The sequence below is a fragment of the Microcoleus sp. AT3-D2 genome (assembly GCF_036705715.1).
Taxonomy (GTDB): domain Bacteria; phylum Cyanobacteriota; class Cyanobacteriia; order Cyanobacteriales; family Microcoleaceae; genus Microcoleus.
Genome location: NZ_JAUBVE010000030.1, coordinates 40,942 through 55,928 on the forward strand (window position 1 = coordinate 40,942; position 14,987 = coordinate 55,928).

Consider the following 14,987-nt stretch of genomic DNA (forward strand, 5'->3'; position numbering starts at 1 on the left):
TCATGACATCTGGAAGCTTAAAAACAATGACACAAATCTTTGGAGAATTCATTGAAGAATTTCCTCCTGAACACGACTCCCTAGAACTTACATTTACCCCCAGTTCTCGCCCTATCAAACAGCGCTGGCGCAATAATCGGCTTTCAGCTCATTTTGTAGCCGATTATTTGTCTAGCTTTCTACCTGTGGATGAGGAGGATGCTAGCAGCGAGAAACGGATAAAAGAAAGCAAGGGAGCTGTCAGCTACGTCGCCAACGAGTTGTTAGAAAATGCGATAAAATTTAATAAGGATGATATCAATTACAAAGTCAAATTTGGCATCCACTTTATTGGTGAAACAGAGGTAACGGCGGTAATTTTTGCCAGTAATAGTGTCAATCCAGAAGGGGCGAAGAAGTTGAAGGAGTTTATTGAAGAAATTTTGGATTCCGATCCCAATGAACTTTATTTGCAGCAGCTTGAAAAGAATGCGGAATCGGAAAGTGATACATCGGGATTGGGATTGCTGACAATGATTAATGACTATTCAGCTAAGATAGGTTGGAAATTCGATCGCAGGCCAGATAGTGATACCATCATTGTTACGACTGTGGTTCAAATTAGGGTCTAGTTTCTAGCATTTCAATATTTACTCTCTTGTGCGATCGCAATATTTTATTCAGGAAACAAAATCACAATGGGCATTCAAGAAATTCAAGGTGAAGATTACAGCATTCAGTACGATCCAGAATCAGTCACAGTCACTTTCCAAGGCGAACTCAGCCTGAGCGGCCCTGCAGAGTATGCACCAATAGCCGAATTGTTAGATGAGGTCGCCAATAGCGAACCGCCTACTATTACCTTGAACCTAAAAAATTTGGAATTTGTTAACAGTTCTGGTATCAGTATGCTGTCGAAGTTTGTCATTGCCGTTCGGAAAAAGAAAACGATTCAACTTTTGGTATTGGGTTCAAATGATGTTCCCTGGCAACAGAAATCTCTCAGAAATTTAGAAAAGCTGTTGCCAACTTTGAAGCTCGAATTAGCGTAGGATATGTGTAAATTTTAACTACAGTTAATACAGGCGGGATGCCCGTGCTACACACAGTTAACACAGGCGGGATGCCCGTGCCACACACAGTTAACACAGGCGGGATGCCCGTGCCACAGTTAACACAGGCGGGATGCCCGTGCCACAGTTAACATAGATAATTTGGATGATTAGTAAATTGCTTAAGTTTGCTGGATCGGCAGTTCAATGATAAACTCGGTTCCCTTGCAGGGTTCCGACTCGCACCGAAGCGATCCTCGGTGATTTTCTACTAAGATTTTGTAGACAATAGACAATCCTAAACCGGTACCTTTACCGATTTCCTTGGTGGTGAAAAACTGCTCGAACATTCGCTCTTTTATCTGTGGTGTCATTCCGGTTCCCGTGTCAGCAATCCTCACTCTCACGTGATCTGGCCCTGCTAATTCTGTGGTGATCGAAATTTTTAGCGCAGCATAGGGCTGATTTTGTGATACCTCATCCAAAGCATCGATCGCGTTGGTAATTAGATTCATAAATACTTGATTTAGCTGTCCTGAATAACACTCTACAGGAGGCAATTTTCCATAATTTTTAACTACTTGAATGTCGCGACGGTCGATTTGAGAATTGAGACGGTTTCGCAAAATTAACACGGTGCTGTCAATGCTGTCGTGCAAATCGCACATGGTCATGTTACTGTTATCGGTTCGCGAAAAGTTGCCCATAGATTTGACAATTTCGCGAATGCGATTGGAACCCATTTGCATGGAAGAGATAACTTTAGGCAAGTCTTCAACTAGAAAATCAAGATCTATCTCTTCGATTTTAGCTGTGATGTCGGGACAGGGATTGGGATAGCATTCTTGATAGAGACACAACAGGTGCAACAAATCTTGAGTATAAATTGCGGCATGGCTCAAGTTGCCGTAAATAAAACTAACTGGGTTATTAATTTCGTGGACGATACTAGCCATTAGCGCCCCCAGCGAAGACATTTTTTCGCTGTGGAGGAGTTGAGCTTGAGTTTGTTTTAGTTCGCAAAGTGCGCGATCGAGCTGGGCGGCTTGAGCTTCCGCTTTCGAGGTAGCAGCACAACTTTCTTGATAAAGTTCAACCTGTTTAAGGTCGATTTCAAATTGTTCGATTTCGCTTTCTTGCTGGTATTGACTCACCACGGCATCGAAAGCTTCTAGCAAGTCGCCGCCCGCTGCTTCGACAATGTACAGCAGGTGGGGGTTTTCCAGCATGAGTTCGGCATCAGGAACTTGCACCAATGCTTTTATTCGATCGATATATGCGCGCACTTGTTTGTCTAAATACAGTGGTGGCTCAAAATACATTGCCTTGAGGGTGGCTGAAGGGGGACTCACTAAGTTGATGCTGCTGCCAATAGTAATTAAGTCGCGGTGCGATTTTTCCATAAGCTCGATCGCCTCTAACAAATTCCCCCGCAGTTTGGCTCTTTCTACCCCATTCTGAGAGCAAACTAACCTCATGCAAAAAAAAGCCGTTCGTTGGGAAAGCATTCGCTGGCGGCCGCTGATGTTAATTACCGCAGCACTAATTTTTCTGGCTGTCGTAATTTGTTCCAGATTAAAGTAGTTGCTCAGTGCTGCCATTGGTAATACCCCCGACTCAACTAAATGTCTGTAGCTCCTGCTGACACAAGATTTAAGAGCCATAAAAATAATTGTACAATACACTAATCAATATATTCTGTATTTCAGAATAAAGTAGTATACTAAAACACAATTATTTGTAATCAATGGCTTATCACAATTTTTATAATTCGGCTTATTGCACAGTTTTTCTTAATTATTCAAAAATTCACAAATCAACTTCGCCATAATTTGAGCTTGAGTTTGTGGCAACCCGTGAGTAGAATTGGGAATAATTGCTAACTCGGCCCCCGGTATCTCATTAGCGTAGGTTTCACAGTGCCATAGAGGAATTGTTTCGTCACTATCTGCTGCGATAACTAAGGTAGGAATTTGCAATTTGTGAATTTCTTTTTCTACTGTATCAACTGCATCTTCTTGCCGCATCCGACTCATTAACAATGACCTTGCTACTGGTTGAGACATCAACTTCCTGCGCCACCCTGAAATTTGCTGCAATTTCTCACTTTTTCCCGCTAAACTAGCAAAATGTTTTGCCAAGTGCAAGGCCAAATCTACCGCTGGGGTTTCTCACAGCAGCGGCCGCAAAGCATCGTATTGACCGCAAAAAGTGTTGTCTCGAATTCCCGCCGGTGCTGCTAACACTAAACTGCTTACAGAATTAGGATATTTTATGGAATATGCAGATGCTAGCCAACCGCAAAAAGAATGTCCGATGATGCAGCAAGGTTCGATATTTAGTTGTTCTACAACTTGCCGCACAAAAGCAACTTCTACAGCTACGTTGTAGCGAATTTCTGGTTTGCTGGATTCTCCAAAACCTAACATATCTAAACTGATGCACCGAAACTGAGATTGCAATAACTCAATTAAGGGCAGCCAGCCAGTCTTTTATCCTAAGAAACCGTGCAGCATCAATAAGGGTCTGCCGCACCCGATGTCCAGGTAGGCTGGTGTTTGGCTGCTGCTATTGACAAATGTACTTAATGTGTGCCTTTGTCCTACAAGTGCTTGAGACTGCATGGCGATCGACTCCTGATAAGTAAGAGACATTTGTAAAGGATTGTAACAAAAAAGCAGTCCAAAGGTTAAACTTCATTACGGAGTACACAGTTAGAAATAGACCATGATATTGTCTATGATTATTAGAAAATACTACAAACCCAAAGCAGGAGAACACTTTGAACTCTACTTTAAAACAGTACCCGGCTTGCTCTCTTCGCGAAGATGTCAGTGAGTACGTAGCACACCTACAGCTTCACATGACTTTACAAGCTCGCAACTTGCTCCCTACCATTACCACCGCTAAGGATAGTCGCGAACAACTGTTGCAGCAGACTCAGGCTCATTTTGAGAAACGTGTTTCTCGACAAGCTATTTAAATAAATTTAACGATCGCCCGCAGTCGATCGAACTTTCCCACATTTCAGCATCCCAGAAACCCGGTAGCCTCAAAAATACCGGGTTTCTTTTCGGCTAATTATGCAGGGGGCCCGGTTTTGGGTAATATGCGTTGGGTGTGCTTTAAATTTAATGTCTATGCGAATTCCGATTATTGCATTTTTGACTTTGGCGGCGCTGGCTGGCGGCGAATTGGCGGCGCGGGCGATCGATCCGAGTGTCGCACCGACTGAGGCGGAGTTTAGAGAGGGAACCGCAGAGGCGCAGAGGGCGCAGAGGGAGGAGGATGAGGTCATTGGTGATAACTTAACGTCAAACCGACCGTCTCTCTTGTTTGTAGCCAAGTCTAGATCCCCCCTAACCCCCCTTAATAAGGGGGGGACAAGAAATATGCTCAAAGTGGGTCTTCTTAAGGGGGATTTAGGAGGATCTAGACTAGATGACAAGCGACATTTGTTATCGGTTTCAGTCTTAAATAGTCACCAATCGGATGAGGTGAACCCAACTGTGCGGGATTTGCCGGCATCCGATGAGATCGCAGCTTCTCCAGAAGTACGCGCGGCGCAGCTATCCCCTAGGGAATCGCCCTCACTCAAGTCCAGCCACAATAAAGATTTTACATCTCTGTTAAAAACTCCGGGGACGATCGCGACACAAGCCGAAAGCCCCGAAGCAGTAAACAGCAACGCCCGACAGCTAGGCGGTACTCTACAAATCAGTCAAGCGGGCAATGCTGAAGGCGTTTACGTTGCTGAGGTGAAAATTCGCTTTGTCAATTCCCGAGGCGAAGCTGTTGATAGAAAAGGGAATCGAATTGAGGGCAGAATTTCGGAAGATTTTATCCGAGGTGAGCTCAAACTCAAGGCGGGGGATAACTACAGCCGGGAAGTTGTACGATCGGATTTACAGCAGTTGCAGCAATTGGGATTGTTTGACAAGGTTACGGTTTCAATTGAAGAAGTTGGCACGGATGTTAATGTAATCTACAACGTTCAAGAGCGATCGGCTCGCTCTTTTAGCGTGAGTGCCAGTCTGAGTGATGATGTTGGCGTTGCTGTTCCTCTTTCCTATACAGATCGAACTTTCGGCACCACCCCACAGCGGCTGGCGGTGGATCTTCAGCCCAGCCTCCGAGGTATCCAGTACGATGTCCAGTTTGTCAGCCCTTACGTTGCTGCCGAAGACCGTTTGGGATACAGTGTGAGAGCTTTTGGCGATCGCAGAATATCGGAAATTTTCAACAAAGATATTGATTTGCCCAACGGGAACCGAGTTCGGGAAATTCGGGTGGGGGGAAATCTCAGGTTTACCAGACCTTTGGGCGATTGGCAATCGACTTTGGGACTGAATTATACAAACATCAGTACGCGCGATCGCAACTTAAATATCGCCCGCCGTGACGAACTCGGCAATCCTCTCACATTCAGCGGCAGTGGCGTTGACGAGTTATACACTGTTTCTTTTGGTGCGATGCTCGATCGGCGGGACAATCCCTTCAACCCTACCAGCGGCTCGATTCTCAGCCTCAGCACCGAGCAGTCGATACCTCTGGGTCGAGGTAACATTGTGAGTAACAGGCTGTTAGCAACTTATATACATTATGTGCCAGTAACTTTGCTCGGCATCAGCGAGTCCGAAGCCTTGCCCGAAATGCTGGCTTTTAACTTGCAAGGGGGTACGGTAATTGGGGATTTGCCACCAACGGAAGCTTTTCGCCTCGGCGGCCGCAATTCTGTGCGGGGTTACGATAGCGGGGATATTGGCAGTGGCCGGAGTTATTTTTTAGCTTCCGGCGAATATCGGTTTCCTGTGGGTCAGGATGTTGGCGGCGTGATATTTGTTGATTTTGCGTCGGATTTGGGAACGGGAGATAGCGTGTTGGGGAAACCGGCGGTAGTCAGGGACAAACCGGGGACTGGGGCGGGTGTTGGGGTGGGTGTGAGGGTGCGATCGTCCTTTGGATTAATTCGCTTAGATGTGGGTGTTAGCGACTCCGGCGACATCAAATTTATACTCGGTACAAAGCAGCGATTTTAAATTAGTCATCAGTCAGTAGTCATTAGTCACGAGTTAAGTGTAGATACAAGAAGCGATTTCAATTGCCAGTTGCTAAAAAAAGGTTTCAGCCTACGGTTTTAAACAGCGCCGTGTCGGTGATTGCTGCGTCTGATTGGGCGAGTTGTCGATCGAATAATTGACAGAAGTTACGCAACTGTCACAAGACTTTTAGGTATGTTGTTGCGCTTCAGCGCTCTTAGGATATGAAAGAGCGCTGAAGCGCAACAACATACCTTTGTTTCTAGTAACTGCTTAACGCTTTGGTTTCTTCACATCAACTGTTTTCGGCTTAGCCGCCGGAGTGCGCGGATAAAACTTAAACTTATTGAGCGCAGCACTTGCCGATTTAGCCACACCGCTATCTGTATCTCGCAAAGCTTTTTGCAACAGCGGAATCACTTTTTCAGACTTAATCATTGCTAGTGCTTCCACAGCAGCTTCGCGCACCTCCGGGTGAATATCTTGAGCTAATTTTCCCAAGGTTTCTATTGCTCGCTGACCTTCGGATCTCAGAGCATTAGCAGCAGCCATGTTACCTAAAGCAGACGCAGCAAACTTGCGGGTTTCTTTGTCCTGACTTTGAACACATCCCATCAACTGCGGTAGGGAATAGCTTGGTGCTTGTCTGGTAATTAGAAGCTGTTGTTCGACTTCTGGTTGATGTAAATCAATTGGTTGGGGTTCCGAAAAATCTGTGTAATTTAACTCTTCTTCAACTTCTGTTTGATTTAACTGACTTGACAGTTCCTGCCAAACTTCTTCTTGTGATAAACCTTCGGCAAATTCTGTTGAATTTAACTGACTGAACTGCTGCTCCGGGACTTCTTGTGGTTGTACATTACTCTGGTACTGCTCTTGCAAAGACCTGATAGTGGCTTGCATCTGAGCTTCGTGCTCTCTCAACTGCTCGTGAGCCGCTTGCAACTGACTCTCGTATTGCTCTTGCAAAGCCTCCATATTTAACTGCAGCTCAACCTCGCGGTTCTCATATTCCTCGGCAGTTTGCCTCAAGCGAATTTCGTGTTCATTTTGCAAGTTTTGCAAATGTTGCTCCATCTGAGCTTGATAATTTATATGCAATTCGTCAGCAACTCTAAGTAAATGATGTTCGTGTTCTGCTTGCAAAGATTGGATATTTTGCTGCATCCTAGCATTGTTAGCGGCTTCTAATTCCTCGCTAATTTGTCGCCGCAGCTCATGCTCGTCTATGCTGGCAAATGGTTGGGGCTGACTGTCGCGTTCTGCCAAAACTTGTTGGAGCTGACTGTCACGTTCTGCCTGAACTTGTTGGAGCTGGTTTTCATATTGAGCCGCAACTTGTTTGAGCTGGTTTTCGTATTGGGTAGTAACTTGTCTGAGTAAATTGTCGTGTTCGATAGTAGCTTTTCTAAGCTGATTTTCCCGTTCTCCTTTCTGAGATTCGACAGCTTGTTGCACCCGAGACATCTGAGATAATTCTATTTCCTCACTAATTCTGCGAGTTTGCTGCAAGTATTCTTGCTTTTGCTTCTTTAAGCGCTTTTCTACTAACCAGTAAGCAACTGCTACCCCTGCCAAAAAACCTACGATCGCTCCTATGATACCCACAACTGAGATCCTCCCGACAAAATAGTGATGCTGGACTTTTTACATTTAACCATATAGCCTCCTGTAACCGCCCAGTAGCAACAGCCAGGCTGTCACTGCTAGCCAGTGAACCGCCACCGCAGGCCAGATAGAACCGCTTTGGAGGTATGCGAGGGAGCACGCAACTCCCAAAATTGCCGCCAGTAGCAAAAACACTGGATTCATAAAGGTCGATCGACCAACCGGGTAAAAAGTCAGCGCGTTCAGCGGGTGGTAAACTACAAAAATCGCCAAACTCGCGCATCCCCAAAACCACAGGATTAACCCAGAAGCCTTCTCGAACGGGTGCGGCAGCATTAACACCCGGAACAATAATTCCTCGGTGATGCCCGGACTTAACAAACAGCCAACGAGCACTCCCACAATTGTACGCCGAGAGGTTTGCACGTCTACTTTGAGAAATCCCGACCAAAAACCCACTGAAAGAGCGATCGAAGTGTAAACCAGCGCGAGCATAGCTGCAACCAGCCAATCAGTGAAATCGGGAATAGTTGAAAAAGCTAGGGTGACGCGGCGTATCAGGAATCCCGGCAGCGCCATCGCGCTAAAATTTAACATAATCAAACTGATCCTTAAAATTTTCAAACAGATGTTAGCAGTAAGTTGAGCCGTTTATTATGCAAAACCAATCATTGCCGCCCGTCAGAGTCCGCGTTTTTGTTTCGGGATTAGTTCAAGGAGTAGGATACCGATATTCAACGAGGAATCAAGCAAAGTATTTTGGCCTCAGCGGCTGGGTAAGAAATCTCCCCGATGGGCGAGTCGAGGCTGTCTTTGAAGGTGGCAAAAAAGCTGTTGAAGGAATGATTAGTTGGTGCCGCCGCGGCCCCACCGGTGCTACGGTTAGTGAGTTGGTTTTGGAATACGAAGACCCGGAGGGCGATTCCCTTCAAGATACCTCCGTCGCGCGTACTTTTGAGATCCGCCGATAACACAATAAAGGGAATAATCTGCGGTTGAAACTGCCACTATACAAATGAAGTCTGCCTAACCTACGGCAGACTTCACCCACGCAGACTAAAGAATGAATCGCATAAAAAGCGCGAATTTCGTATTGCCAATTTATCAATGATGAGCAAGTTGACTTAAATTAGCAAACAACTGAGCAACTTTGGTCAAATCTTTATCTCCCGGCGCTATTTCTACGCCGCTGGAAAGGTCAACACCGCTGAAGTTATTGCCGATCGCACTATCAATTGCATTTAAAATATTATCGGGTGTTAAACCGCCCGCCAGCAGCCAAGGACACTGCGGTCTAAACTCTGATAACATCATCCAGTCGATCGTTTTACCAGTACCGCCCAATTGCCCTGGATGGTAAGCATCCAGCAGTAAAGTATCGACACGAACAGCATAAACAGCAGCGGTGGCTAAAGTTTCAGGAGTCTTAACTCTCAGGGCTTTGATAATTTCAATTCCCGGCAAAAACTCCCGCAGTCGATCGCAATATTCCGCTGTTTCATCTCCATGCAACTGCACCCCGCTTAAATTTGACTCTGCCGCTACTTGACAGATATTTTCTATTGTGGTGTTGGCAAAAACCCCGATGCGATCGACATTTTCCGGCAACTGCTCGACAATCAGGCGAATTGTTTCTGGGCTGACATAGCGGGGGGAAGCCGGCACGCAGATAAACCCCAAAGCCTGGGCTCCCAAACGGGCGATCGCAATTCCTTGGTCTAATTTAGTGATTCCGCAAATTTTAACCCGCACTCCGACTCCTCCCTTCCGAATTTGTATCAAAATATAAACGAATTGTTAACTATTAAAACAAATCTTAGTTTAATGCAAAACGCTTTTTATAATCTTGGAACTCAATATATCTGTGAAATCAGGAGATAAGAACATGATTAACTCATCTTTGCTGTTAGCCGTACAATCTACTGTTCCCTCAACACCGGAGTGGTCGCCACTGGTAGGACTGACAATGATTTTATGTAATTTGCTGGCGATCACGATCGGCTACTACGGCATCTCCAAGCAAAACCGAGGCAAGGGCCCAGCTTTACCCGTTGCACTCCCTGGAATGTTCAAAGGCTTCGGCGTACCAGAATTGCTGGCAACAGCCAGCTTCGGCCACTTGCTCGGAGCCGGAGTAATCTTGGGCTTGGGTAACGCCGGAGTTCTGTAAAAATCAGGGGAAAGGCAAAGGCAAGGGGTAGAAAAGATATAATAGAAACTCTTTCTTGCTCTCCTTTCCCAGGAAAATTCATGCAGACAGGTTGGCGAATCGGCTCTTTATTTGGCATCCCCCTAGTTATAGATTATTCGTGGTTTATAATTTTAGCCTTAGCAACCCGCGAATACGCCAGCAGTTACCGCCTGTGGGGGCCTGCGCTATCGTGGAGTGCGGGGTTAGCAATAGCTCTGCTACTGTTTGCTTCCGTGCTCTTTCACGAACTCGGACACAGCTTGGCGGCGATATCGCAAGGCATTAAAGTTAATTCTATTACCTTATTCTTATTTGGCGGAGTAGCTTCGATCGACTCGGAATCAAAAACTCCCGGTCAAGCTTTTCAAGTAGCTATTGCCGGCCCTCTCGTCAGCTTTGCGCTGTTTTTAATCCTCGGTTTGGGTTCTCAAGTTCTTCCCCCGAAAAGTTTGCTAGCAATTGTCACTGAAAGGGTAGCACTAATCAATCTCGTTTTGGGATTATTTAACTTAATTCCCGGTCTGCCTTTGGATGGAGGACAAGTTTTAAAAGCAGCAATTTGGAAAATAACAGGCTCTCGATTTGCCGGCGTTCGCTGGGCGGCAAAAACAGGAAAAGTTTTAGGTTGGCTGGCTGTTGCTTTGGGTCTGAGTTTATGCTTTTTAGCGCGCGAGTACGGCGGCTTGTGGATTGCGCTGATCGGCTGGTTTGGCATTCGCAATGCCACTGCTTATAGCCAAGTTACTTCCCTGCAAGAAGCCCTGCTCAAAATTAAAGCCAGCGATGCGATGAGCCGCGAGTTTCGAGTTGTAGATGCAGATTTGACTCTGCGAGAATTTGCCGATCGATATTTGTTAGAAGTCAATCCGTTTCCATTTTACATTGCTGCGACCAACGGCCGGGATTTGGGCTTAGTGTCGATCGACGATATCCGCTTCACAGAACGCAGTCAGTGGCAAGTTCAGACTTTGCACAACATTTTGAAACCCCTGGGAAAAACCCCCACAGTCTCAGAAAAAGCATCCCTCGCAGAAGTAATTAACAGCATGGAAGCCCGTCAACTCCCCCGAATCATCGTCCTCTCGCCGATTGGTTCAGTAGTGGGGACGATCGATCGGGGCGACGTGGTTAAAGTTTTAGCAAAATACCTCAAACCCCAGATTTCAATCGCCGACATCAAGCGCAGCAAAGAAGAAAACAGCTATCCTCAAGGATTGCAGTTAAGTGCGATCGCCAAAACCGCACAGGAAAACTAAAATTTTGGCATCAGTAAGGGGCATTTACGAACACGCCAATGTTAGATTGTTGAAACCAACAATTATTAATATGCCCAAATTCTTTCATCAATTTCATCGTCAGTGGAAGGAGAGAGGGTGGACTTGGAACAACTTAACTCATTCCTTCCCCTTCCCTGACTTGCAACCTGTTGCTATCATCTGGATGGTCGTGACCGGAACTCTATTGGGAGTGAGGCATTTAGGCGGGTTGCAGCCACTAGAATTAAATGCTTACGACCTCATGGTGCAGTTGCGGCCAGATCGGGGCGCTGACCCCAGGTTGCTGATAGTTGAAATCACAGATCGGGATATTAGTGCTTTAAACAGATGGCCAATTTCCGATCGCGTTTTAGCAAAAGCGATCGCCGAAATAGCGCGTCTTGAACCCACCGCTATTGGCCTCGATATAATTCGCGACATTCCCTACGAACCGGGGAATGCAGAATTAGCAACTCAACTGAAAAACCCCAAAGTATTTCCCATTACCTTCATCGGCTCCTTAAAGTACGATCGAGTCCAGCCACCTCCCAACATACCCGACCAGCGGGTAGGATTTAACGATTTGTATCTCGACCCCGATGGTATAGTGCGTCGTAATGTGATGTCTATTGGCGATGGTAAAAACACGTTTTATTCATTTGCCTCCAGGCTAGCTTTTGCATATTTTGATAGCAAAAAAATAGAATCTAAAGCCACAGAAGACAATGAATTTATAGTAGATAAAACAGTATTTTATAAGTTACGATCTAACTCAGGAGGTTATCAGAATATTCCTGCCCAAGGCTATCAAATATTGCTCAATTACCGCTCTCCTAAAAAGATAGCAGAAACCGTGACCATAACTCAAGTTTTGGAGGGCAAAGTTGACCCCAAATTGGTAAAAGGTAAAATAGTCTTAATCGGGGTGACAGCCCCAACTGTAAAAGATATTTTTTCTACCCCTTACAGCGCTACTAAAAACGGTAATATCCCGACGCCTGGGGTATTAATTCACGCAACGGCCACCAGCCAAATTCTCAGTGCAGTTTTAGACGGCCAAGGGCTATTTTGGTATTGGGATGAATGGCAAGAAATCCTCTGGATTGTGGTTTGGAGTGCAGTGGGTGGCTGTTTAGCTTGGCGGCTAGAAAAATCGCTGAATTTGATGGGAAGTGCGATCGTAGCTTGCGGCTCATTATTCGGATTCACCTTTTTCCTCTTCCTACAACAGGGGTGGATACCTCTAATTGCTCCAGCCCTTGCCCTTTTAATCACCGCAGGAGTCGCAGTTACCTATAAATACGAGCAGTCGAGACAACAGCAAGGGATTGTGATGAAATTATTAGGACAACAAACTTCACCCGCGATCGCAAATGCCCTGTGGAAAGAGCGCGTCCATCTGCTCGAATCAGGGTTATTGCCAGGGCAAAAAGTTACTGCTACGATCATCCTCACCGACGTGCAGGGTTTTAGTACAATCTCCGAAAAACTACCGCCAGAAGTGGTAATGAGTTGGTTAAATGAGTATTTATCAGCAATGGCCCAAGAAGTCCAAGCACATCAAGGCGTGATTAATAAATTTACCGGAGATGGAATGCTGGCAGTATTTGGCGTACCCATTCCCCGCACCACTCCAGAAGAAATTGCAGAAGATGCTCGCCTCGCCGTATCTTGCGCTTTAGCTATAAGTTCCCGCTTGCCAGAAATGAATCAAAATTGGCTCACACGCGGTTTACCGGCCGTAAAAATGCGAGTAGGCATCTTTACAGGGCCTGTTATGGTGGGTAGTCTGGGAGGCACAACCCGTTTAGAATATGGAGTGATCGGCGACAGCGTAAATATTGCCTCTCGCCTGGAAAGCTGCCAAAAGGATCGGCAAGAGGACACTTGCCGGATATTGATTGCAGAAGAAACCTTTTTGCATCTGGCGGACAAATTTGAGGTAGAATCTTGGGGAGCTTTATCGTTAAGAGGCAGGGAACAAACAGTTAATGTCTACCGGATTTTGGGAAGTAAAAAAAAATAAAAAGAGAGAATCTCTCCCTAAAAATTCATGGAGTTAATATGAAAACAATTACTAAGTTTCTCATCAATCTGACATCAGTTGGCTCAATAGTATTGATAGCCACACTTAACATTTCTCAATTTGCAGTTGTGGGACAGCCGAGAATAAACACACCTGACCGCCCACCCAACCCTATACCGGGAGGGCCGCGATTCATTCAGCCCCGTGAAGACATAGATGAGCGGCCCCCCACTCAACCGGGACGCCCTGTCCGCGGTGGCTGCGCGAGCATTAGTCAGCTAGGTCTCACAGCCTTAGTGCCTACAAATAAGATGGGACGGACTGTTTCCGACTATCCAACGTTCTTTTTCTACTTGCCTCAAACAGAGGCCAAATCAGCCGAATTTATCCTAAAAGATCAAAGCGGCAAGCAGATTTATAAACAGAACCTCACAATTAGCAATTTATCAGGGGTGATCGGCGTTAGTATCCCCGATAACGAAAATGTGCCACCCTTGGAAGTAGGCAAAACTTACACTTGGAATTTTACAGTGATTTGCGACTCTCTAGACCGCTCGGCAGATCAGCTCGAAATCGGTAATGTACGGCGAGTTGAACTCAGTGCAGATATCCGCCGTCAATTAGATGCGGCTGATCCGCGCCAGAAAACCGTTATTTATGCTGAAAATGGGATTTGGCAAGATGCCCTCAGTACCCTAGCTGCCGCTCGCCGCGATCAGCCTAATGATACAACGTTCAAGGCTGATTGGGAAAGCTTGCTGGATTCTGTGAAATTGGGCGAAATTGCCAAAGAGCCGATCGTTGAAATTGAGGCGCAGCCATAACAAAATACCCATAGTCCCAACTTCTTGAAGAAGTCGGGACTCTAATATATTAATTAGATTACAGTTTTAATCAAAACATTTCTATCTTAAGATAGAGGTGAATTCACCGGAATTTATTCCAGTCCAAAAAGTTGAGAAAAGACATCCAAATCGGGCTGTAAACGCATAGAACCCTATTTAAAAGAATCCTTTAAAAAATGAAAAAAATCACTAAGTTTTTCCTAAATTTGACATCAGTTGGCTCAATATTATCGATCGCCACACTTAACGCTTTCCAATTAACCGTTGTGGGACAGCCGACTCCAAACGTAGATGGTCAGCCAATCACTCAACCGGGAAGGGTGCGCTTCGTTGGGCCTAGTGAAGATAATTTGTCGTCAGCGAACTCTCGACGAGTATTCGGGACCCCGGCAGGACTTACATGCGACGCTAGAGGTAACAGAAAGCTAACAGCATTAGTACCAAAAAGTAAAATCGGACGGACTGTTTCGCAATACCCTGTATTCTTTTTCTACTTGCCTAAATTAGACTTCGACGAAGCGCAAGCCGAGTTTTCCCTAGTAGATGAAAACGAGAATTTCATACATGAAACTACCCTAAAAATTAAGAATTCACCAGGAGTGATGAGCGTTAGTATTCCTGCCAATAAGAATGTGCCGCCCTTGGAAGCAGGCAAAAATTACCTTTGGTATATTGTATTGAGGTGCGACCGTGAGGACAGATCCGCAGATGCCGTAGCAAAAGGTATTGTGCGTCGAGTTGAACTCAGTGCAGATATCCTCCGTGAATTAGATGCGGCAGATCCGCGCCAGAAAACCGTTATTTATGCTGAAAATGGGATTTGGCAAGATGCTCTGAGCACTTTAGCTGCTGCTCGCCGCGCTAATCCTAATGATGCAGAATTAACTGCTGATTGGGAAAGCTTGCTGGATTCTGTGAAATTGGGCGAAATTGCCAAAGAGCCGATCGTTGAAATTGAGCAGCAGCCATAAATGAGTTTTCCGATTTTAGA

The 14,987-nt window shown here is 45.7% G+C and carries 17 protein-coding genes; 10 read left to right on the forward strand and 7 right to left on the reverse strand.

Annotated features, from left to right (window positions below; genetic code table 11):
• The first annotated feature begins 2 nt into the window (after window positions 1–2).
• A complete protein-coding gene (locus QUB44_RS14835) occupies window positions 3–611 on the forward strand; it encodes a DUF6272 family protein (RefSeq protein WP_333368676.1) in 609 nt (202 codons plus the stop codon).
• A gap of 66 nt (window positions 612–677) precedes the next feature.
• The gene (locus tag QUB44_RS14840) at window positions 678–1,031 is read left to right on the forward strand and encodes a slr1659 superfamily regulator (protein WP_333368679.1); all 354 of its coding nucleotides are present in this window, start codon (window positions 678–680) and stop codon (window positions 1,029–1,031) included.
• A gap of 182 nt (window positions 1,032–1,213) precedes the next feature.
• Here the strand turns inward: QUB44_RS14840 and QUB44_RS14845 are convergent, their stop codons facing one another.
• The 4 genes from QUB44_RS14845 to QUB44_RS14860 form a co-directional block, all read right to left on the reverse strand.
• The gene (locus QUB44_RS14845) at window positions 1,214–2,695 is read right to left on the reverse strand and encodes an ATP-binding protein (protein ID WP_333368682.1); all 1,482 of its coding nucleotides are present in this window, start codon (window positions 2,693–2,695) and stop codon (window positions 1,214–1,216) included.
• A gap of 129 nt (window positions 2,696–2,824) precedes the next feature.
• Window positions 2,825–3,178 carry an alpha/beta hydrolase gene (locus tag QUB44_RS14850; RefSeq protein ID WP_333368685.1) on the reverse strand — a complete coding sequence of 118 codons (354 nt, stop codon included), beginning with the start codon at window positions 3,176–3,178 and terminating at the stop codon, window positions 2,825–2,827.
• A 24-nt stretch (window positions 3,179–3,202) separates the two neighbouring features.
• Window positions 3,203–3,511, reverse strand: a complete 309-nt coding sequence (locus tag QUB44_RS14855; RefSeq protein WP_333368734.1) for an alpha/beta fold hydrolase — start codon at window positions 3,509–3,511, stop codon at window positions 3,203–3,205.
• Between the two features lie 12 nt (window positions 3,512–3,523).
• Window positions 3,524–3,685 (reverse strand): hypothetical protein, encoded by a 162-nt coding sequence (locus QUB44_RS14860; protein WP_333368688.1) that lies wholly within the window; start codon window positions 3,683–3,685, stop codon window positions 3,524–3,526.
• 128 nt (window positions 3,686–3,813) lie between these two features.
• Here QUB44_RS14860 and QUB44_RS14865 point away from each other — a divergent pair, with 128 nt between their 5' ends.
• Complete coding sequence (locus QUB44_RS14865) at window positions 3,814–4,014, forward strand: hypothetical protein (RefSeq protein WP_006634481.1); 201 nt, start codon at window positions 3,814–3,816, stop codon at window positions 4,012–4,014.
• Between the two features lie 157 nt (window positions 4,015–4,171).
• Entirely contained in the window at window positions 4,172–6,070 is a 1,899-nt protein-coding gene (locus QUB44_RS14870; protein WP_333368691.1) for a BamA/TamA family outer membrane protein, read from the forward strand.
• A gap of 273 nt (window positions 6,071–6,343) precedes the next feature.
• Here QUB44_RS14870 and QUB44_RS14875 read toward each other — a convergent pair whose 3' ends face one another.
• The gene (locus QUB44_RS14875; protein WP_333368694.1) at window positions 6,344–7,678 is read right to left on the reverse strand and encodes a HEAT repeat domain-containing protein; all 1,335 of its coding nucleotides are present in this window, start codon (window positions 7,676–7,678) and stop codon (window positions 6,344–6,346) included.
• 45 nt (window positions 7,679–7,723) lie between these two features.
• On the reverse strand, window positions 7,724–8,275 hold the full coding sequence (locus QUB44_RS14880; RefSeq protein ID WP_333368697.1) for a CPBP family glutamic-type intramembrane protease: 552 nt from the start codon (window positions 8,273–8,275) through the stop codon (window positions 7,724–7,726).
• Between the two features lie 59 nt (window positions 8,276–8,334).
• Between QUB44_RS14880 and QUB44_RS14885 the strand changes: the two genes are divergently transcribed.
• Window positions 8,335–8,649, forward strand: coding sequence for an acylphosphatase (locus QUB44_RS14885; RefSeq protein ID WP_333368701.1), 315 nt, complete (start codon window positions 8,335–8,337; stop codon window positions 8,647–8,649).
• 133 nt (window positions 8,650–8,782) lie between these two features.
• Here QUB44_RS14885 and QUB44_RS14890 read toward each other — a convergent pair whose 3' ends face one another.
• Window positions 8,783–9,430 (reverse strand): phosphoribosylanthranilate isomerase, encoded by a 648-nt coding sequence (locus QUB44_RS14890; protein ID WP_333368704.1) that lies wholly within the window; start codon window positions 9,428–9,430, stop codon window positions 8,783–8,785.
• A gap of 133 nt (window positions 9,431–9,563) precedes the next feature.
• On the opposite strand from QUB44_RS14890, the gene psaK reads away from it, so the two are divergent.
• From psaK to QUB44_RS14915, 5 genes are all read left to right on the forward strand, one after another.
• Window positions 9,564–9,848: a photosystem I reaction center subunit PsaK gene (psaK, locus tag QUB44_RS14895; protein ID WP_333168587.1), complete on the forward strand. Its 285-nt coding sequence runs from the start codon at window positions 9,564–9,566 to the stop codon at window positions 9,846–9,848.
• A gap of 80 nt (window positions 9,849–9,928) precedes the next feature.
• Window positions 9,929–11,125: a site-2 protease family protein gene (locus tag QUB44_RS14900; protein WP_333368707.1), complete on the forward strand. Its 1,197-nt coding sequence runs from the start codon at window positions 9,929–9,931 to the stop codon at window positions 11,123–11,125.
• A 4-nt stretch (window positions 11,126–11,129) separates the two neighbouring features.
• Window positions 11,130–13,151 carry an adenylate/guanylate cyclase domain-containing protein gene (locus tag QUB44_RS14905; RefSeq protein WP_333368710.1) on the forward strand — a complete coding sequence of 674 codons (2,022 nt, stop codon included), beginning with the start codon at window positions 11,130–11,132 and terminating at the stop codon, window positions 13,149–13,151.
• 38 nt (window positions 13,152–13,189) lie between these two features.
• Window positions 13,190–13,975 (forward strand): DUF928 domain-containing protein, encoded by a 786-nt coding sequence (locus QUB44_RS14910; protein ID WP_333368713.1) that lies wholly within the window; start codon window positions 13,190–13,192, stop codon window positions 13,973–13,975.
• Window positions 13,976–14,172: 197 nt separating this feature from the next.
• On the forward strand, window positions 14,173–14,967 hold the full coding sequence (locus tag QUB44_RS14915) for a DUF928 domain-containing protein (RefSeq protein ID WP_333368716.1): 795 nt from the start codon (window positions 14,173–14,175) through the stop codon (window positions 14,965–14,967).
• The last annotated feature ends 20 nt before the right edge of the window (window positions 14,968–14,987 follow it).